Below are 20,443 nucleotides of genomic sequence, written 5' to 3' on the forward strand. Positions count from 1 at the left end.
CTTACTTCCTATATATCTAATAATAACTTATTAGGATTCTCTAATAAGTCTTTCACTGTGACTAAAAACTGTACAGACTGTTGCCCATCAATCAATCGATGATCATATGACAGTGCCAAATACATCATCGGACGGATGACCACTGCATCATTTTCTACCACGGCACGCTTTTGAATCGCATGCATCCCCAATATCGCACTTTGAGGCATATTTAAAATAGGGGTTGATAGCATCGACCCAAAAACACCACCATTGGTAATGGTAAAGTTTCCACCACTCATATCATCTAAAGTAATCTTACCTTCCCGAGCTTTACCCGCATAGGCTTTGATCATCCCTTCTATATCCGCATACGACATATGTTGTGCTTGCTTTAATACTGGAACCACCAAACCTCTGTCCGTAGAGACAGCAATACCAATGTTGGCATCCTCTGGATATAAGATATCTTCACCATCGACAAACGCACCCACTTCAGGGAAATCATTCAACGCATGGGTCACTGCTTGCACAAAGAAAGACATGAACCCAAGTTTAACCCCATACTTCTCCATAAACTTTTCTTGGTTTTCAGATCTTAACTGCATAATCGGTGCCATATTAACCTCATTAAAAGTGGTTAACATCGCTGCAGTTTGTTGGGCTTCAACCAAGCGCTCCGCAATTTTTGCCCGCATCCGAGACATCTTAACCCGGCGTAGGCTATCATTTGGCGCATGAAGATCCTCTGCCCTAACACGACCTCCACGACCTGATGCTTTCACCTGATCTAACGTGATATTCTTATCATGAATCTCTCGTCTAACACTGGGGGAAGCATTCACAAAGCCCTCAGGTGATGATGCAACCTGAGTGGGCTCAGCAACTGTTGCTACTGCAGGGGGTTCAGAAGCGGCTTCATCCACGACACCATCGGTATCAATCTCTGCTAAGATATGGTCAGCAGTCACCGCATCACCCTCAGCAGCTAACTGCTGTGTTAAAACCCCTGAGCTGGTTGCCACCACTTCTAACATCACCTTATCGGTTTCTAACTCCGCAATCACATCACCTTCTTGACACATATCTCCTGGTGCCTTATGCCATACGGCAACGACTGCCTCAGCAACCGACTCTGGGAGCATGGGTACCTTAATCTTTACACTCATTATTTATCTCCTTGAAATACTTCCTTCAGCAACTGTTCTTGCTCAACCTTATGTTGACTCAGGTAACCAACGGCAGACGCTGCAGCAGCACGACGTGCCACAACAGTCAGTGTGACCCCCTTCGGCAAGCTTTGCTCCAACCAGTCTCTAATATACGTCCACGCCCCTTGGTTTTTAGGCTCTTCCTGACACCAAATAACCTGCTTTAATGACTTCAGTGGTTTCAACACTGCTGATAATGCTTTTTCAGGAAAAGGATGTAACTGCTCCATTCTTACCAAACTCACATCATTGATGTTTTGATCGTTCTGGTATTGATACAAATCGTAATAGATTTTCCCACTGCATAAGACCATCTTACTGGCTGATGCCAGCCCATCTGCGATCACACTCTCAAAACCTGATGTATCCAACGATGCCATTTCTGATACCGCCAATGGATGCCTGAGTAAGCTTTTAGGTGAACATATAACCAACGGTGTTCGCGAAGATCGGAATATTTGCCGGAGCAGTAAATGATAAATTTGCTTCGGAGTTGTGGGAACACATACTTGCATGTTTTCCTCAGCACATAACTGTAGAAATCGTTCCATTCTTGCTGATGAGTGCTCAGGCCCTTGGCCTTCATAACCATGTGGTAGCAACAGTACCACCCCACAGTGCCGTTGCCACTTTTGATAACCTGAACTGATGAACTGATCAATAATGATTTGGGCCCCATTGATAAAATCACCAAACTGGGCTTCAAACACCACCAAGGTGTTGGGACTGGTTTCTGCATAGCCATACTCAAAACCCAGTGCAGCATACTCAGACAATACCGAGTTATAATTCTCAAACACTCCCTGTTTGGACGGCTTTAATAAGGAATAGCGCTCACCACTGTCTTGATCAAAGACACTGGCTTGTCGGTGTGAAAATGTCCCCCTAATGGCATCTTGTCCAACCAACCGTACTGAATGCCCAGCATTCAATAACACCTGATATGCCATGAGTTCAGCCATACCCCAGTTCAAGGGTTCTTCCGACTGGGCCATCTTTTGCCGTTGGGTCATCAACATCCCAACTTGTCGTTGCAACTGAATGTCTTTTGGGATATCGGTCATTGTCTTGGCTAACGCTGTTAATCCAGCATGATCAATCGGAATCTGATACGCCGCATCCCAAGCAGACTGACTCAATGCTTGCCAATCTTTATGTCGGGTTGAGACGGCCTCACCAGAACAAGGAATCAAGCGCTCTCCCTGCTTAATCAGTGTTTGAACATCATTTTGTATCTCATCCAGTTGGGATTGCTCAATACCCAAGGATCGTAAGAATTCACCATAATCTTTAGATACGACAGATCTTTTTGCAATTGCTTGATACATCAATGGCTGGGTTGCTCTTGGTTCATCTGCTTCATTATGACCATACTTTCGATGGCCGATAATATCAATGAACACATCCTTTTTAAACCGATCTTTATACAAAGCGGCTATCTTTGCGGCACGAATCACCGCAGGAATATCCCCCGCATTCACATGCATCACAGGCGCTGAGATCATTTTTGCAATGTCGGTACAATACTGGGTACTTCTCGCATCACTGGGATTGGTGGTAAAACCAATTTGGTTATTGATCACAAAGTGGACCACACCCCCAATATGATAAGCAGGAACCTGTGACATGGTTAAGCCTTCCATCACCACCCCTTGACCTGCAATTGAGGCATCACCATGGACAATAATCCCCGTTGCTTTGGTGGAACCCCGGTCAATTCTAGCTCTAACATTCCCCATAACCACAGCATTGATTGCTTCAAGGTGTGATGGGTTGTATGCCAATGCAATATGATAATCCCGTCCTTGATCGCTACGATCAATCGAGTGTCCTAAATGATACTTAACGTCGCCTGAGGTATTTCCCATCCGTTGAGACCCTTCAAACTCAGCCATCAACTGTGCCACCGATACCCCCAATACATTCACCAAGGTATTCAAACGTCCGCGGTGGGCCATACCAATGACCATATCATCATACCCTAGAGACACCTGGGTGTTAATCACTTGCTCAAGCGCAGGGATAAACGCCTCACAGCCTTCTAATGAAAAACGTTTTTGGCCGACAAATTGGATCCCTAAATGCCGCTCTAAACCCTCTGCACGAATTAAATCCGCATAAGCTTTTAGGTAGGCTTCTTGACTGATCTCAACCCCTTGCTCAATCATATTAGCAAACCAAGACTGTTCTTCTTCTATTAAATGCATGAACTCATAACCAATATCTTGGCAATAAGTTTGTTGTAAAGTTTGTTGCCAAGCCTGTGCATCCTGGGTGATTTCCTTACCCGCAAACATGGCACTGAAGGTACCTGAAGGCATGGCAATTGGTGAAGCCACCCGATTGTCTGTAAACAAACCCAAATCTACAGATAAATGACCCTTGGTACGGTATGCATCGATAAAATCTACTGACACTGATGTCTGCGTACTTTGAGGACGGTGACTCATCCCTCTTAACTGATCACATAATTGACGGTGTTTGGTGGCAACAGTCAAATAAGGCACCAACTCTTGTGAGATTCCTAAGCCTTGCACCCCATCGATGGCATCTTCATAGACTTGCTCAACATATGCCATACTATTGGGTGACAGTAACTCACTGTCTTTGAAATACTGATAATTCTTTTTAGAGCTCATTGTACCCCTCACTTTGTTGAACCCTGAGTTCTGCAATCGCAGCTGTTGGGTTCAAGCCTTTCGGGCACACATTGGTACAATTAAAAATGCCTCTACAACGATACAAACGGTACTTATCACTTAAGTTCTCCAAACGCTCATCACGTTTGTCATCACGACTGTCCAATACAAACCTAGCAGCCGTTAATAATCCTTGTGGTCCAACAAACTTATCCGGGTTCCACCAAGAAGACGGACAAGCACTGGTACAACAACCACACATAATACACTCATAGAGTCCATCCAGCTTGGCACGATCTTCTTCAGACTGTAATTGCTCGGCTTCTAAATCTGAAGTATCTGATTGTAAATACGGCTCTACCGAATCATAGTGCTGATAGAACTGTGACATATCAACCACCAGATCACGAATCACTGGCATACCCGGCATCGGATAAATGGTCACTTTTTCTGGTAACTCTTTTAACAATGTTTGACAGGCCAAACCATTTTTACCATTGACATTCATCCCATCAGAACCACAAACCCCACCACCACAGGAGCGTCGAATCGCCAATGAATCATCCAATGCTGTTTTTATGTATTCCAATGCATCCAATAACATCACACCATGAAACGCCGAGGTATCAACCGTATAGGTTTTCATATAGGGATTTTCATCTTTATCTGGATCAAAACGCTGGATATTTATTTGCATTAGTGCCTCTCCTTCAATGCTACTGGCTCGACTTCTTTAGGACTATTGTTCACCATACGTTTTTCAAACCCACCATCATAATGGACAATCGAATGACACAACCAATTTTGATCATCCCTTTTTGGATAATCTACCCGTGAATGCGCCCCCCGAGATTCTTTTCGGGTCAATGCAGATTGTGCGGTTGATACCGCAACATCAAGTAAGTTCCGCATCTCAAACGCCTCGATCCTTGATGTATTAAAAACACTCGACTTATCTTTATAATACGCTGACTTATGGAAATTTTGTCTTAATTCTTGTAAAGACCCTAACCCTTTTTGCATTTTTTCTTCTTCTCGGTACACCCCGAAATCATCTTGCATCAATCGTTGCATGGGTTCTCTAAAGCTGACAAAAGCATCCCCTTCTGTCCGCTCTTCCATCTCATAATACGCTGAAAACGCTGCTTCTATATCTGTTCTAGAAGCCTCTTGTACTTGAGAGGCATTGTCTACCTCTTGAATCCTTTGCCCTACTGCCCGACCAAAGACCACAATGTCTAATAATGAATTGGCCCCCAAACGGTTCGCTCCATGTACGGATACACAGGCACATTCTCCTGCAGCAAACAACCCTGGTACGATCTCATCTTTACCATTCTTATGGTTAATCACCTCACCATACGGTGTTGTGGGAATCCCACCCATCAAATAATGCACCGTGGGTACCACAGGAATGGGATCCTGCTTAGGATCAATACCTGCATAAATTTTTGAAATCTCTGTAATACCGGGTAGTTTCTGCGCAATGGTCTCTTCACTGAGCTCCCTAATATCCAATAATACATGGTCTTTTTTAGGGCCACATCCCCGACCATGAATGATCTCTTCCATCGATGATCTGGCCACAATATCCCGACATGCCAAATCTGCCATTGATGAATACTTGGTCATATAATAGTCACCTTGACTGTTTAACAACCTGCCCCCTTCACCTCGTGTTCCTTCACTGATCAAGATACCACTGCCATATAATCCAGTAGGATGAAACTGCCACATTTCCATATCTTGTAAACAAATACCTGCTCGCCAGGCCATTGCCAAGCCATCTCCTGTACAAATATAGGCATTGGTTGATGAATGATAAATCCGCCCAGCCCCACCAGTGGCCAATACGGTTTGGCGTGCCATAAAGTAACAGAGCTCACCACTCACAATATCAATGGCACTGACGCCAACCACGGCACCATGCTGGTTTTTCACCAAGTCTAATACAAACCATTCATTAAAAAACTGTGTGCGCTTTGCCACATTTTGTTGATACAACGTATGGAGTAATGCATGCCCTGTTCGATCTGCTGCAGCACAGGTTCTCTTAACAGGCTCTTTCCCAAAGAACCGTGACTGACCGCCAAAGGCCCGTTGATAAATCTTACCATTTTCATCCCGACTAAACGGCAATCCCATATGCTCAAGCTCAATAATGGTTCTAGGCGCTTCTTTACACATATACTCAATGGCATCTTGATCTCCTAAGAAATCAGACCCTAAGACCGTATCATAAAAGTGATACCGCCAATCATCATCATGCTGGACATTCCCTAACGCTGCATTGATACCCCCTTGTGCTGCCACCGTATGTGACCTGGTGGGGAATACCTTTGAGATCACTGCGATCTTCTTCCCAGCATCGCCCAATGCCAATGCGGCTCTTAAACCAGCACCACCACCACCGATAACAATCGCATCAAATGCTTTCACAGCAATCATTTAAAACACCCAAATTAAATACAAACCCCAGATGAGATAGCCCAGTACCAAACCATTCACCACCACCCCAAAAAACCGTTGCATGCGTCTGGGGATATAATCCGTAACCACAACCCATAATCCCAATCGGGTATGTAACACAAACCCCAACAACCCAATCACAGTCAATGCTTTCATATAGGGATTAAGCAACAACTCGTACCATTGAACATCCGTCTCCAAATATCCGCCAAACCACAATGTTAGAATAGGTATGGCAAACACACTAACCAATAACGAAGACACCCGTTGCATCCACCAATCCCACAACCCTGGGTTCATTCTTACCATAACAATACCCCTGCCCAAAGACTCATCAACACTGAGAGTATCAATACCAATATTCCTGAGTGATTGGCTCTAGAGAGTTCATGATTGTGTCCAAAGTCTGCGACCATATGCCGAACACCAGCCAGAAAGTGATACACAAATGCAGAAACCATTCCCCAAAGAACAAACTTCACTGCAGAGACTGCAAGCAACTCATTCAATTCATTGGATAATGGCAATAATCCATACATATACAACAATAATGGAAAACCAAAGAAAAAGACAATCCCTGAGATCCGATGAAGAATTGATATCAAACCAGCCAATGGCAGCCTAATCTTCAAAAGATTTAAAAATACTGGCCTGTTGCGCACAAAAAATCCTTATTTAGCACGATGACTTAGTATAGCGTAATTGGGGTGCAAACTCAAACCCCTATCCCTGATTACTGGTCCATCTCAGGACGAGAAGATTCTCTTGAATAAATCTCTCTATGATCCTTAGCTGTATATACATAGATAATATTTTCTAACGCTTCATACCCCAAGGGATACCGCTCCACAAACGGAAAAGCATATTTGATGGTATTATCCATTTTTGATGCGTAGCGGCTATCCCCCACAATAGGACTTGCAATCACATTCAAAATACACTGCCCACCGTCTTTAACATGAGCCTTGACCAATTGATAAAAGTCATAGGTCACCAAATGCCCTGGAATCATGGAACGCCCTTTATACATGTCCAATACCACCAAATCATACTGTTGCGTTTGACGTCTTAAAAACACAACCGCAGGTTCTGCATAAAACCTCACATTATCTGGCAACGGCCGACCATATAAATACCCTTCTGCCACCGGCTTCAACTGCTTTTCAATATCAACAAAATCATACTCAACCCATCATTTTGCCCTAAAGAAAAACCACCTGCCCCCAACACCAGTATCTTCATCTTCTGATCCTTCGGCTTAATAAAGTGCTGTTCAATAAACTGAATATACCAATAACCCCCATCACCAGACACTTTACTACTAAAGGATTCGTTGATACTTAAATGACGCTCTTGCCCATCAGGAGATGTTAAAATCTTAATATTGCTATAAGGCGTTTGCATCAACATCCCTGTCGCACTTTGCATAAAACCAACACGCGCCATCAATAACGCTGCCACACTCAAGATCATACTACCCCAATATAATGGCTGCTTGAAACCACCCACCATATACACCATCCCTGACAACACCCAGATAATCACAGCACAGATCCAACTCACCCCAAAGAGCCCCACCAATACCAAGGTGGTTAATATGGCGCCAAAAAATGATCCTTACGTTGAGAAAAATAATAGCTGACCAGTTAATTGCCTTGCACCCACCTCTTTAAAATACGCAGTGACCAGCGGCAAGGTTTGTGCCAATAAAAACACTGGATACACCACAAACAACACAGCATAAATAGCCGTCAGAATCCAATGGTTCACCAAACCAATGACGCCACAAAGATGAAAGAACAGATCAACCTTCAAATACGACAACCCGACCAATAAAATAGCCTGAGCCATAAAAAAGTTATAACACAACCTTCGAGCAACCACCTGTTCATTTGAGGCATGCCCCAATGTTCCTGCATAGGCATAACCATATGCCATCGGCAAAAGAATCGCAGTAATCAATATCGCTGTGACATCAATCCCTGAACCAACATACGGCATCAATAAACGCATCAATGTCACTTCAGAGGCCAAGACCACAAAGCCCTCTGCCAATACCAATGGTAATACAATACCCATCCCACACTCCTTGTGGATTGAAACACTATTCGATACGCTGACCGATATGTTCCTTACCCTGACTTACCGCCATCTCAACTTGCCGCTGACGCTCAACAAAAGACGCTTGCCTTGCCTCCGAGGTCATATGAATACAATAACGACAAGACACCCCTTTCTGATAATCTGGATGCATAGCATCCTCAGGCGTTAATGCCCGCCGACACGCATAACACTGAATATGGTCCGTTATCTTCAAGCCATGCCCCAGTGCAACCCGACGGTCAAACACAAAACATGCCCCTTCCCAAAGACTCTCTTCCTCTTGAATCTCTTCTAAATACTTCAAGACCCCACCTTTCAAGTGATAAACCTTTTTAAACCCTTGTGCCAACATATAGGATGAGGCTTTCTCACACCGAATCCCTCCAGTACAAAACATCGCCACCGATTGATACTTCTCCCGATCAATATTGGCCACATACCGAGGAAACTCCCTAAAACACTCTGTATCAGGATTATCAGCCCCTTTGAATGTCCCCAGCTCATACTCATAGTTATTCCTGGTATCAATCAACAGTACATCATCTCTTACAATCAAATCATTCCAATCATTTACAGTCACATAATCCCCAACAATCTCACAAGGATCTACATCACAACCAATGGTCACAATCTCTTCTTTCCAGATCACCTTCAATCGTAAAAATGGCTTCTCAACCGCATGAGACAACTTCCACTCTAAGCTTTGAAAACCACACTCCCGAATAAACACCAACACAGCATCCACCCCAGCTTGACTCCCCGCAATCGTCCCATTAATCCCTTCATCAGCCAACAATAATGTCCCTAAAACATCATACTTCTGACAACATTCCATAATGGCGACTCTCAACGCCTCGTTCATCTTATGCTTCTTAAACTCATAGAGTGCTGCAACTGTTAACATCATTTTACCAAAATTTAATATAACAAATAATAACAGTTTAATTATCAGATGTATAGACCATCCAAGATCTTTTACACCCCCTTTTGCATCACAGCGATAAAACAGGGATCCTCTAACCATGTCTCCAACCACGCCCCAACCAAAGGACTCTCAGCCAATAACCCACTATCCGTAATACCCACCTGCCGAACAAATGGTAACACGGCCACATCCAACCAAGAATACCCTGTACCAACCAATCCACCATGGTTTATTAACTGTTGTTCTAATACCTTCAGATACCCTCGTATATGCTCCCCCTCTACCACCAAATCCACATCTTCATACCGACTGGCATATTTATACCGATTCAATGCCGGAATCATCACTTGATGTAACCTATCCAATAAGCTAGCTGCCATCTGTTCTTCTTCTTGACTCAACACAACCCACTGATCTGGCATCTGCTGCCCAAACACCCAATAGACAATATCCATACTCTCATCAATCACCGAACCATCATCCAACACCAATACTGGCACCGTTCCCTTCGGTGACACCAACAACATCGACTCAGGCTTATCCTTCAAATCTACCTGAACCTGTTCCACTTCCATCCACACCAATGCCAAAGCCAACCTAGCCCGAATCGCATAAGGACACCGCCTAAACGTATATAATAAAGCCATAAACACCCCCTACCACATCCTACCAAATACCCCCTAAAAAGGCATTATTAATTTACGAAGCATTGCTACTTGCTCTTCCAGGCGACTTAGGAACTGGCGAGGAGGATGTTTGAGGTGACACTCTTCTTTTTTTCGCTCTATTTGTCTCCTGTACTTTCACTGCTGCTTGGGCTGTTCTTTCCAAGCTACCCGCCGTAGGGGTGGTACGAAGCAATCGCCCTGAACTATGAGGGCCTGGAGCCGCGTCAGTTGCCAAGTCTCTAAGCTTAGAACGTAGATCGAGAGAACTTAGTTCTGTACCCTCTAAAAATGCTTGCACAGCACCCATTGCCTGAGAATGATTTAACTCGCTCTGATCCTTAAGTTCGCCGAGACGTTCAACCACCCTGTATAAGTTTTGAATCATCTCTTCTCGATGGACAAAACCATTATTATTATTGTTTATACGCTCAATACATGCATCTCGCTGATCCTCTTTAATCGTTTCTTGTTCACGATGTTGATTGACAAGCCCCGCAAGTTTATTTACTACAACACTAGCCCCCGCCTGATGCTTTTTAATAACGTCATCACCAGTGCTGCCTTTATACAAATCCATTAGCAAACTCTGAGGGCCATACGTTTCTGCTGTTACTTCTAGTTGTCCTGATACCTTACCAAAAGACCCTCTCTCCTCTACAAGCATTCCAGACAATGTGTTCGCCAATTGACTCGCAAGATCATTGTTTTGATCATTGATGTCAGCAATCTTATCAAAAAGTTTGTGCATTACCGTCATTCTTGCCTTAATGTTACCTGAAGCAAATGTCCCCCTCACAGCTTTCTGGGCTTGATCTGAATTACCGGTCAACTCATTAAAGACCTTAAGAGAGTCTAATAACCGAACATCAGACATAAAAGTTAGTGCACCAGCTGCGATATCCGTTGACTTACCTTTACCCATGATGTCATTAGCGTTCACGCTCACAATCCCATTCATCCTCTTATTAAAACTTGCTACCACCTGAGGCGTCATCGCTTTGTATAGCTTCTTACTATTCTTCAGTGTTGCTGTTGATAAGCTTTTTGCTAGAGCCTCCCTATCATCACCAGTAACACAGCCCATAGCATTTCTTTCTAACTTTAAATTAGCATTAAATTTCATTTGGTCCTGATGAGCCGTGGCTTTACCCCCTTTCGACTTAAAAACAGTAGCCGCTTGATTAATACGTTTTGTTATCAACTTAGCACATTCGGGCCCAACTTTATCCTTAGATGATGTCTGACATATTTCGGCAGCCTTAACCAGACCGGTAGCACCTGCTTTCTCAAAGGCACCAATGATAGCATTTTGGGTAGCATTTTGCAATTTCTTTGTGCTTTTTTAACCACCGCTAACGCCATCAAACCCTTGTTTTATAGGGTTAAAATTATTTTATTCTATAACACTAGCTATCGACTTGACCATAGCCTTAGCTATTGGCACTCCCACAGCCTGAGCCGCCGGCAATGCCCCTGCTGGAGGAAAAAAAACTGACGCTACAAACGCATATCCCTCAAGATTATTGAAAACTTTGGCGCTTGTTTTTACAACATCTTGTAGTTTACCTAGGATCTCTTCAGGCGCTGGAGCCTTTGGTCCAAAATTGACCGTAATAGCGTTTGCAATTTCCCCTTTTAAACCTTCATCCTTGTACACATTAGCTAACTCATATGCTCTTGCCAATTGTTGGCAAACGATGACCTTTTCATTAAAATTAATATCTGATTTTAAAGGTATAAGGAAAGCATCTATCTTATTAGCCCTATTCGATGATTCACCTAATCTAAATGCCTCCTTCAATCTTTTAGCTGTCACCGCGCCTGCAAGATCATATAGTCCTTTTTCAATAAATGTTTCCACTTTAGGATCTTTCATTACATCACCTTAATATTTTTAATTACTTAATGTTATAGCCCGTTATTTTTATTTGTCAGAGAAAAGAACCCATATGTTATCCCATTGAATAAAAGCAGCGTAATACTGTGATGACTCTCTGGACTAAGAATCACACCACTAAAGCACCTATAGAATAAAACCGCACTGCTGTTGCGCAATCAAGCTAACAAATCATGCCCCCCCACACGCTCTTCTCGGGTCATCAGTTTTAGGTGCAGGCCCTTCCTTTCTTCTACGCTCTTTTTCTTCATTTGCTTTGAGCGACGACATATCCCTCATAGACTCCATGCGTATATAATAAACCACGTTACCCGCTTGCTGAAGTATCCCCTTTTTAGCTATTTCCTTCTCTATATTCATAAAGCTCGCACCTTGTTTAAAAAATCCACGCGCCAATTCTTTTGTTTTCTCAATATTAGGGGAATTCTCCCCCTTTATCAACGCTGTAGTACCCTTTATAATATTTAGCCTAACATTAGATTTAGATGGGTGTGATAGCGCCTTAACAATCTCTTGGCAACTTCCTTCATAACCAACCAGGTTAGCAAACTCCTTTGCAACGACAAGGTTACTCAGATTAGAGTTAATGTCACCACTAGATGCTTCCAAAAAGTGCTCTACATCATCTAGAAAAACCTTTTTTTGATCAGCTCTAGCACTCTTCATCAAATCCTTTAGCGATGTTAAGCTTGAAATTAAATCTTTTATATTCGTTATATTATCAACAAAACCTTGTGCATACTTTGAGCTTTTTTCCTTGGCAACACCCATTTCCATAATCAGCTTCCTGCTCTCTTCTAGAGGTGGCATAGATGTAGGGCGTGGAGGAGCTTGGCGAGGCTTAGCAGCGGTAGGGCGTGGAGGAGCAGATTGATCATCGAAAGTGCCTCCTTCCTCACCGAGGCTAGCATGTGTTTGCGCAGCAGGCTTATAATCAGTTATAAATTTTTCTACCTGCTTGAGCTTCCCCCTATCATTATTAAAGTCATTATTAGCATTATCATCCACAAACACCATATTCCCACCCTGCAAAAGGTCTTTAGCCCAAGCCTTTGCTTCTTCCAGACCCATACCATCACCAACCTTATCGTCCATAAACTGACCTAAAACGGTTTGTAAATGATGTACTTTTGAATGATCCTTACGACCTTCTGGAGAAGCAATGACCTTAAGATGCTTAGAATGATCATTCCACCACGCTTCTCCACCCCCCAACTCTTTTAGTTTGGCCTCCATAGCCACTGCAATTGGCTTTGGAAACGAACCGTGAGATAAAATTGCGCAAGGTTTACCTTCTCTCACCCTATCATATATAGTCTTCATCATTTCCTTATTAAGCCCATCTTTCCACTCAGGATTTTCCTTTAAAAAATCTTCACTTTCGAAATTTAACCCTTGTAGGTATTTGAAGTTGAGGAGTTTACTAATATTTCCCATGCCCCCTAGCATTGCCATAGTCCCACCTTCAGCAAATAGCGCCTGTCTTAATACATCTAACTGCGGTGAATTACTATCATACTCTTTTTTAAAGCTTTGAAGTTTATTGATATGCGGCATTTGCTCATCCAATATTTTATTATCTAAATCAGCAGTTTGCATAGTTTTCAGCCGTAATGTCAGCTGTCTTATCTTATCACAATTTTCGGCTTGAGCTTGGGGAATATCGGCATCCACTAACTCTTCAATATCATCATCATCATCATCACACACAAATGTTTTTAATAGTTTTGTTCGCACCGCTTCATCTTTAACAGCTAACTTAAAGCTTTTCTGCAATTCCTTAAAATTTCCAACAACATCATTATCATCAGAAATTTTATAAACACAGTCTACCATGGACTTAAATTTATCATGATCCTTTAAGGCTCTTAGCGCTTGCGCCACACTCTTATCATATCCCCCTTCTTCTATCGAAGCTTGTAACATCTTGTAACATGGATTTACTACAAAACAAAGACGCGGAATACCCAATGTTTCATCAAAAGCTTTACCAACATGGTCATCATGCATATGATATGAATTGAGTGTTTGATCAAAATCAAGAGCCAGAATTTTTGCATCCTGAGCTTTCGTCTGATCAAAACCTTGACCACGTTCAAAGAGCATAAATGTCGTTTCATATTTCATCGCTTAACCTATTGTTTTTAAATTGATAGGGTTATAGCGCGTTATTTTTATTTGTCAGAAAAAAGGAACAAATGCCCACATTTTATCAAGACTACCACTGGCATCCGGTATTGGTGATTATTTAAGGTCAATAAAAAAAGCGCCACTGTCGGTTACAGCAGCGCTTTATTAATTTATCAGAGACGAGTTCCTCCTTCACCATCCGGACCCCTGCCAACATTAGGGGCTTGAAGGGGCTTAGGTTCTTTATTATTTCTGTTTTGTCTAGCATTCTCAGCACCCTCATTTGCTCTATCTGCAGCGCTCCCCACTGGTTCAGTGAGCGAAGATTGGGGTTTTTTATCAATATAAATTTCTATAATAGGTCCTAATTTTTCGTTGTTGACGTGATGTAAAGCTTGAGTCTGAATAGTCTTTTTATAATCAGCGTCTTCTATTGTGTCCATGAAAGTAAGGAAGCCTTGCATAACCTCCTTGCGTACCGTAAGCGGCCACCTACCGATCTTTTTAGCTATGCCAGCAATATTGTGATCATCCTGTCTAATACCAAGACAATTAGACATAAACAAATCCCTCTGCATAGCCTCCTTTATACTGCCATGAAACCTGCTAAGCGACAATCCATCATAATCTTTAAGTGCCTTTTTCAGACAAAAACTCACATCTTGATTACTATTATCATCAATCTCCTGCGTAATAGACCTTATTTCATCAATCTCCTGCATAATAGACCATACCTGTGGCTTCAACACAGCTTTCTCCACTTTCTCCACAACACTCTTCGTTTCCTCTTGGGTAAGGCCAACATTTTATCAAGACTGGCACTGGCATCCGGTATTGGTGATTATTTAAGATCAATAAAAAAAGCGCCACTGTTGGTTACAGCAGCGCTTTTTTTAAAGCATGGTTACTCAGCAAAAAAGAAATCGCATTCTATTTTTGCATTCTCTAAACTATCAGAACCATGGACCGCATTGTTATCAATGTTAGCACCATATAACTGACGGATTGTTCCTTCAGCAGCATCTTCAGGATTGGTGGCACCCATGACATCACGGTGATGCAATACCGCATTCTCACCTTCTAAGATCGATACAACAACTGGACCTGAGATCATAAACGCAACAAGACTGTTGTAGAAAGGTCTTTCCTGATGCACTGCATAGAATTCTTGTGCTTGCTCTTGAGTCAGTTGTAGCATTTTCATGCCTTTAACGACTAGACCTGACTTCTCAAAGATTGCCAAGATATTACCGATGTTATTATCTCTAACCGCATCAGGCTTAATAATTGATAATGTTTGCTCAATTGCCATGTTTTTTCTCCAATGTATCTTGCCACATCATAGCAATCCACCTGATTGAAGTAAAGATACAAATACGATTAAATAACGATGTATAATCATAAAAAATCATGATAATATCATGGTATTACGATAACAGGAATGATGATGGACTCAGATGAGCTATTGCCCAATAACTTACAAACCTACTTACGATCCATTCTACCGGTAGAAAGTGATGTGCAAATGGCACTAAGAGAACATACCGTAGAACACCCCTATTCCAGTATGCAAATTAGCCCTGAACAAGGGGCTTTCTTAGCCTGGATTGTTAGGGCTTTTGAGGTTCAATCGATTATTGAAGTGGGGGTATTTACTGGTTACAGTACCTTATGCATGGCCCAAGCACTGCCTGAGTCAGGAAGGGTTATCGCTTGTGATAAAAATGCTGATTGGGTTGCTCACGGTATCCCTTTTTGGGAACAAGCTGGTATTCGTCATAAAATTGATTTAAGGATTGGAGAAGGGAAAGATACGTTAAATGAACTTCAACAATCTGGCATAGCATTGGTGGACTTAGTTTTCATTGATGCTGACAAACCCAACTACCCAATATATTATGAGCAAGCCTTAACATTACTCCGACCTGGGGGGATACTCATCCTAGACAATATCTTTTTAATGGGACGGGTTGTCACCGATGCTCCTGAGAAGAAAACTGCTAAAGCTATTCGGGCTTTAAATAAGAAAATACAAGATGATCCCCGGGTAGACCCTGTCATACTACCCTTCCATGACGGTTTGACCCTCATCAGAAAATTATAAAAATAGTTTGACAGCCGTCTTGCACTCAAGTATACATAGCGCTACAATTTATTAAATGGAGATAATATTATGTTAAATGGAATGGCCGCCAAGGCCGCCCAGGCCGAATCAAGGCCAAGCGCAGAAAGAGCTGGGGCTGAAAGTATCGATGGTTTACTCGCAGAATTCTGCCAATCAATTAAAGCTGACTTTGATTCACATCATTTCTTAAAGCAAATAACACCAACAGATGCCAAACTCAATACGACAGCCTTTATTGACCCACTAGGTCTCTTGGTTAATGAAATTTACGACTTAGAAGCGAGTTATCGAAAATCTGTAATGAGCAATCTAGGAAAACATCTCGATCGAAAACTAACTTCAAAGGTTATTAAATCTGCCTCTTCAGCCGAAACGGTAGAAATGAAAGAAACTAGATCAAGAATGCGAGAAGCATTAAATGATACAATACAAACCTACCTTGGCCTTTTAATTCCTGCAATCAACCATAGAATTTTCGAGTTAACGGTAGAAATACGCAAAGTTACCACAAAAATGAATGACTTTAGGGATACATTAAAGATACTTAACGACCAAGCTATGCGTACTAAGAAGTCAGGCAAAACTATTCAAAAACTGAAACAATCTGATGAAGCTTTTATGAGCATATTGAAAACAACCGATACAGACAGATTATCTGCCTCGGATCTTAAAGCCATGCTATTAGAAGCTAGAAAGACAGCTGCAACTGATAAGCATTGGGCGAGTATTATCAAGGACGTATCGGCTTCAGAAGATGCACTCAAGGAACTTGCTGATTATGCTAGCGATGGTCTAAGCATAAAATCAGCCATATAGTACATCAAACCAGTAACAACCAGGACGTTTTTTATGAACACAACCCTTATTTGGAATCAAACCCAACAATTTTTTTACCATGCGATACGTGCCTTACAAGTGTATGCATTTCAATTAACACAAATCTTGGTAGCAACCCCCTGGCCTACCTACGCCCTAGCAAGTGCAGGACTTCTAGTAGCTTTTGCAATCTACCGTTATGGATTTGCTAGCAACACAAAAACGGTAGAGAAAACTGTTAAAAGTCAATCAGGCTGGTTTGGCAACCTATTTACTTCGACTCAAACCATGATTCAAAATGCTTTGGGTCCGATGCGTACAACGTTGACATCTAACAGCACGGTTTTAAATGCGTTAGCTGTCCGTGCAGATAGCGCAGAAACCGAAAGAAATACGTTAAATGACAAAATGACAGCATTAACAGAAAGCGCTGAATCGTTTGAGGATCGCATAGCTCGATTGGAGACAATCATAGAGCAGCAGAAAACTGAGAGATACATGATTCAATCAGAGTTCATTCTAAACAATCCTGGGCCGTTCACATGGAGTAAGGGCTTTGAGAAAATTGAGTTAGCACCTTCTTCTCAACCTCAAATTACAGAACAAATGATGACTCAGTACTTCACAACCCTGAATTCTTCTCAAACTGTTGTAGGACCTGAATATATTTTTGCGAACGAAGCCGCTTTTCCATCTCTTAACACCAGTGCTAACCAGCGTAGTCAAATTGATGCCTCAACACTTGAGGATTTTTACCGACACCTCGAGGACTGTCAAGAATTGGTTGAAAATAAATTAAGCGACCTTGGATCATTAGACGCAGCAAGCGTGAAAACAGGCATTAGAAGTATTAATTACGCTACTACGAATGCTACAGACTATGCAATAAAATCCAGTGCAGAATATTCGTCAATTGACCAGGATGGCATAGCTTATACCAATGAACAGTCATTAAAGAGCCTGATAACATGGTTCCATCGTGATGCAGGAGACAAAGCCAGTGCCCAAGCGTTTCTTAATTACACAGACCGCTTAGTCAATGCTCCCTTAGCCTCCCTTGATATTATTCCAGGAAAAGAAAACATTGCAAGATTGTTGACCTGTGCTATGCAGGCCGCAACTACGACAGAGACCGTAGAACTGCTCCATGAATTAGCCGGCTACATTCTCTGCTTAGGCAAAGCTTGCCTTGTTGAGCTAAATCAACAAACTGAAGAATATAGGACATTCGGGAGTATTGCTGAGTATGTGACCAATGAAGATGCTCCAATCCAAAAGGATGGCGATAATAATGAATTTTATCCCCTTCAAAAAGCATATTCAGAAAATGCCACCAATGATTTTGCCTCAATGCTGGAGAGACTGAGTCAAGGTGATAATGCATACATACCAACCCCTCCAAGAGGTCTTTAGTGAACTCATTTGATCAAACATATCATGCGTTCCTTTCAAAGATCCTAAGGGATGGAGAGGAGCGCCCTGATCGGACAGGTACTGGAGTTAAAAGTCTTTTTAGCCATGAAATGACGTTTGATCTCACCCAAGGTTTTCCATTGATCACAACCAAGAGGGTTCATACTCCTTCAGTGATTCATGAACTGCTATGGTTTATTTCAGGCTCAACCAATATTGCATATTTGAAAGACAATAATGTTAGAATTTGGAATGAGTGGGCCGATAATCATGGGAATCTTGGACCTGTTTATGGGAAGCAATGGCGCCATTGGGAAACCGATCAAGGTACCGTTGACCAACTACAAACTGTCATCGAGCAAATTCGATCGAATCCTTACTCAAGACGGCATATTGTCTCAGCATGGAATGTCTCGGATATCCCGAACATGGCCTTACCTCCCTGCCACCTTCTCTTTCAGTTTTATGTCTCAGCAACGGGGTATTTACATTGTAAATTATTCCAACGTTCTGCTGATGCTTTCTTAGGGGTGCCATTTAATATTGCATCTTATAGTCTGCTGACGCATATGGTTGCTCAGCAGTGTCAACTTAAGCCTGGAAGTTTTGTGTGGAGTGGCACCGACTGTCATATTTACTCAAATCATGTTGATGCCGTAAAAACCCAGTTGTCTCGGTCATCATTCTCTCCACCAACACTTGAGTTGCTGAAAGCAGAATCAATGGATGCCTATACCGCAGAACACATTCGTATATGTGATTACCAACATCATCCCACAATCAAAGCACCCATTGCGGTATAATAAAGCTTATTTGTTAACCACAGTACTTGACCCTACGCTTATTAGATGTTGTAATACCATAGTGAAACAAGGAGTGTGCCATGAATGCAACAACCAATAATGCTGATATTGCAAAATTAAAAGAACTGAGCTTATTTACAACCAACCATATCACAAAACTGCTACAACTCAATAGCTCTCTTACACCCAACAGTTTTTCACACAGCAGTCGGGTTGATCTACCATCCGCTGCAGCCTGTGAACAAACAGCTATGCTGGCAGAAATGAACTTAATGAACCTTCCCGCCTTGTTAAACCTTGCCAATACCACGTCATGGCAAGAGCCCTCTCGCTTTGGTGGCGGGATATTGGCCCATAGTGGCGAAGCCCCTATTAACTGTAATGACAGCATTAACGATGATGCTCAAAATGGTAGAACTAAGAAGGTATTTGAGAGCGCCTTTGCTCTTGCCAGAATTCATGGGGTGTATGCACAAGCATTAAATGTTGCACCGGTACGCAACTCTAAACACGCTCGTCCAAACCATTATGTGACATTGGTTATTGAAGCCAAGGAGATTGATGGTGAACAACACGTGCAATGCCACTATTTTAATAGTATTGCTGGCTATTCCTGGGTTCCAGAGACCGCCGAACGCCTGATTAATGACCTAGAGCCTCATGCGACCTTTCATAACCATCAGAAGCAATCTCAAGTATTACAAAAAAACACCTATGATTGTGGTTCATTTTGTGCCCTTTTCATCTATTTATCTCAACTAAAAACGGTTGCGTTCAATGCATCAGTTAAGCCGCATTCACTGTTTTCTCAGCTTGTTGGTGCTACAAAAGCAGCCCAGATAGCCGATGATATCAAAAGCAACACATTAAGCCCTCTTGATGCCATGGTCTCATTGATTGAAAATAATGCTGAAATCGTTCAGCACTTACGGCTACTTGAATTCAAAGAATACTTAGAGGACGTCTCTACTGATACGTTAAAAAAAGAAATGCTGCAACTTCTGGATAAAATTCACACCAAACTGCAGGATCTTGATTTAACCAGTGCTGAAAACTTGAATCGTGCTATTCTGCTCGCGTCTCTAATCTCACTGGGAACAGGTGTTGTCGCACATATCATATTAGCAACTGCCATTGGGTCTGGGGGAGCATTATATAGCACCTATGAAATACTTAATGAAGTTAACCAAGAGCAGACTCAGAAGCTGATTGCTGACGTTCAAAATGCCCTTGTTAACACACCTGCCTTTACTCTTGCCCCTTAA

The 20,443-nt window shown here is 42.2% G+C and carries 21 protein-coding genes; 5 read left to right on the plus strand and 16 right to left on the minus strand.

Annotated features, from left to right (window positions below; all coding sequences use genetic code 11):
- Positions 1-8: 8 nt before the first annotated feature.
- The 16 genes from sucB to ndk all read right to left on the minus strand — a co-directional run bounded on the left by sucB (position 9) and on the right by ndk (position 15,333).
- Complete coding sequence (sucB, locus tag MKS91_RS00965; protein ID WP_258568974.1) at positions 9-1,148, minus strand: dihydrolipoyllysine-residue succinyltransferase; 1,140 nt, start codon at positions 1,146-1,148, stop codon at positions 9-11.
- Entirely contained in the window at positions 1,148-3,829 is a 2,682-nt protein-coding gene (locus MKS91_RS00970) for a 2-oxoglutarate dehydrogenase E1 component (RefSeq protein ID WP_258568975.1), read from the minus strand. Before MKS91_RS00970 ends, sucB begins: the two co-directional genes overlap by 1 nt.
- Complete coding sequence (locus tag MKS91_RS00975) at positions 3,819-4,526, minus strand: succinate dehydrogenase iron-sulfur subunit (RefSeq protein WP_258568976.1); 708 nt, start codon at positions 4,524-4,526, stop codon at positions 3,819-3,821. The genes MKS91_RS00970 and MKS91_RS00975 overlap by 11 nt, the downstream gene beginning before the upstream one ends.
- A complete protein-coding gene (gene sdhA, locus MKS91_RS00980; protein ID WP_258568977.1) occupies positions 4,526-6,277 on the minus strand; it encodes a succinate dehydrogenase flavoprotein subunit in 1,752 nt (583 codons plus the stop codon). Before sdhA ends, MKS91_RS00975 begins: the two co-directional genes overlap by 1 nt.
- Complete coding sequence (sdhD, locus tag MKS91_RS00985; protein WP_258568978.1) at positions 6,278-6,607, minus strand: succinate dehydrogenase, hydrophobic membrane anchor protein; 330 nt, start codon at positions 6,605-6,607, stop codon at positions 6,278-6,280.
- A complete protein-coding gene (gene sdhC / locus MKS91_RS00990) occupies positions 6,601-6,960 on the minus strand; it encodes a succinate dehydrogenase, cytochrome b556 subunit (RefSeq protein WP_258568979.1) in 360 nt (119 codons plus the stop codon). The genes sdhD and sdhC overlap by 7 nt, the downstream gene beginning before the upstream one ends.
- Before the next feature lie 71 nt (positions 6,961-7,031).
- Positions 7,032-7,445, minus strand: a complete 414-nt coding sequence (locus MKS91_RS00995) for a fused MFS/spermidine synthase (protein WP_258568980.1) — start codon at positions 7,443-7,445, stop codon at positions 7,032-7,034.
- Between the two features lie 5 nt (positions 7,446-7,450).
- Positions 7,451-7,861: a hypothetical protein gene (locus tag MKS91_RS01000; protein ID WP_258568981.1), complete on the minus strand. Its 411-nt coding sequence runs from the start codon at positions 7,859-7,861 to the stop codon at positions 7,451-7,453.
- A gap of 54 nt (positions 7,862-7,915) precedes the next feature.
- Positions 7,916-8,377 (minus strand): hypothetical protein, encoded by a 462-nt coding sequence (locus tag MKS91_RS01005; RefSeq protein WP_258568982.1) that lies wholly within the window; start codon positions 8,375-8,377, stop codon positions 7,916-7,918.
- A gap of 25 nt (positions 8,378-8,402) precedes the next feature.
- Positions 8,403-9,308 (minus strand): oxygen-dependent tRNA uridine(34) hydroxylase TrhO, encoded by a 906-nt coding sequence (trhO, locus tag MKS91_RS01010; protein WP_272880530.1) that lies wholly within the window; start codon positions 9,306-9,308, stop codon positions 8,403-8,405.
- Positions 9,309-9,376: 68 nt separating this feature from the next.
- A complete protein-coding gene (locus tag MKS91_RS01015) occupies positions 9,377-9,973 on the minus strand; it encodes a glutathione S-transferase N-terminal domain-containing protein (protein ID WP_258568983.1) in 597 nt (198 codons plus the stop codon).
- Positions 9,974-10,025: 52 nt separating this feature from the next.
- Entirely contained in the window at positions 10,026-11,321 is a 1,296-nt protein-coding gene (locus MKS91_RS01020) for a hypothetical protein (RefSeq protein ID WP_258568984.1), read from the minus strand.
- 66 nt (positions 11,322-11,387) lie between these two features.
- Positions 11,388-11,870, minus strand: a complete 483-nt coding sequence (locus MKS91_RS01025) for a hypothetical protein (RefSeq protein WP_258568985.1) — start codon at positions 11,868-11,870, stop codon at positions 11,388-11,390.
- Positions 11,871-12,062: 192 nt separating this feature from the next.
- The gene (locus tag MKS91_RS01030; RefSeq protein WP_258568986.1) at positions 12,063-14,018 is read right to left on the minus strand and encodes a hypothetical protein; all 1,956 of its coding nucleotides are present in this window, start codon (positions 14,016-14,018) and stop codon (positions 12,063-12,065) included.
- Between the two features lie 176 nt (positions 14,019-14,194).
- A complete protein-coding gene (locus MKS91_RS01035) occupies positions 14,195-14,770 on the minus strand; it encodes a hypothetical protein (protein ID WP_258568987.1) in 576 nt (191 codons plus the stop codon).
- Between the two features lie 155 nt (positions 14,771-14,925).
- Complete coding sequence (gene ndk / locus MKS91_RS01040; RefSeq protein WP_258568988.1) at positions 14,926-15,333, minus strand: nucleoside-diphosphate kinase; 408 nt, start codon at positions 15,331-15,333, stop codon at positions 14,926-14,928.
- A gap of 129 nt (positions 15,334-15,462) precedes the next feature.
- Here ndk and MKS91_RS01045 point away from each other — a divergent pair, with 129 nt between their 5' ends.
- From MKS91_RS01045 to MKS91_RS01065, 5 genes are all read left to right on the plus strand, one after another.
- A complete protein-coding gene (locus MKS91_RS01045) occupies positions 15,463-16,125 on the plus strand; it encodes an O-methyltransferase (protein WP_258568989.1) in 663 nt (220 codons plus the stop codon).
- Positions 16,126-16,194: 69 nt separating this feature from the next.
- Positions 16,195-16,962 (plus strand): hypothetical protein, encoded by a 768-nt coding sequence (locus tag MKS91_RS01050; RefSeq protein ID WP_258568990.1) that lies wholly within the window; start codon positions 16,195-16,197, stop codon positions 16,960-16,962.
- A 33-nt stretch (positions 16,963-16,995) separates the two neighbouring features.
- Positions 16,996-18,375 (plus strand): hypothetical protein, encoded by a 1,380-nt coding sequence (locus tag MKS91_RS01055; protein WP_258568991.1) that lies wholly within the window; start codon positions 16,996-16,998, stop codon positions 18,373-18,375.
- Complete coding sequence (locus tag MKS91_RS01060; protein ID WP_258568992.1) at positions 18,375-19,178, plus strand: thymidylate synthase; 804 nt, start codon at positions 18,375-18,377, stop codon at positions 19,176-19,178. Before MKS91_RS01055 ends, MKS91_RS01060 begins: the two co-directional genes overlap by 1 nt.
- Positions 19,179-19,258: 80 nt before the next feature.
- Positions 19,259-20,443, plus strand: a complete 1,185-nt coding sequence (locus MKS91_RS01065; RefSeq protein ID WP_258568993.1) for a hypothetical protein — start codon at positions 19,259-19,261, stop codon at positions 20,441-20,443.

The sequence above is a fragment of the Candidatus Synchoanobacter obligatus genome, from assembly GCF_024259865.1.
Taxonomy (GTDB): domain Bacteria; phylum Pseudomonadota; class Gammaproteobacteria; order Comchoanobacterales; family Comchoanobacteraceae; genus Synchoanobacter; species Synchoanobacter obligatus.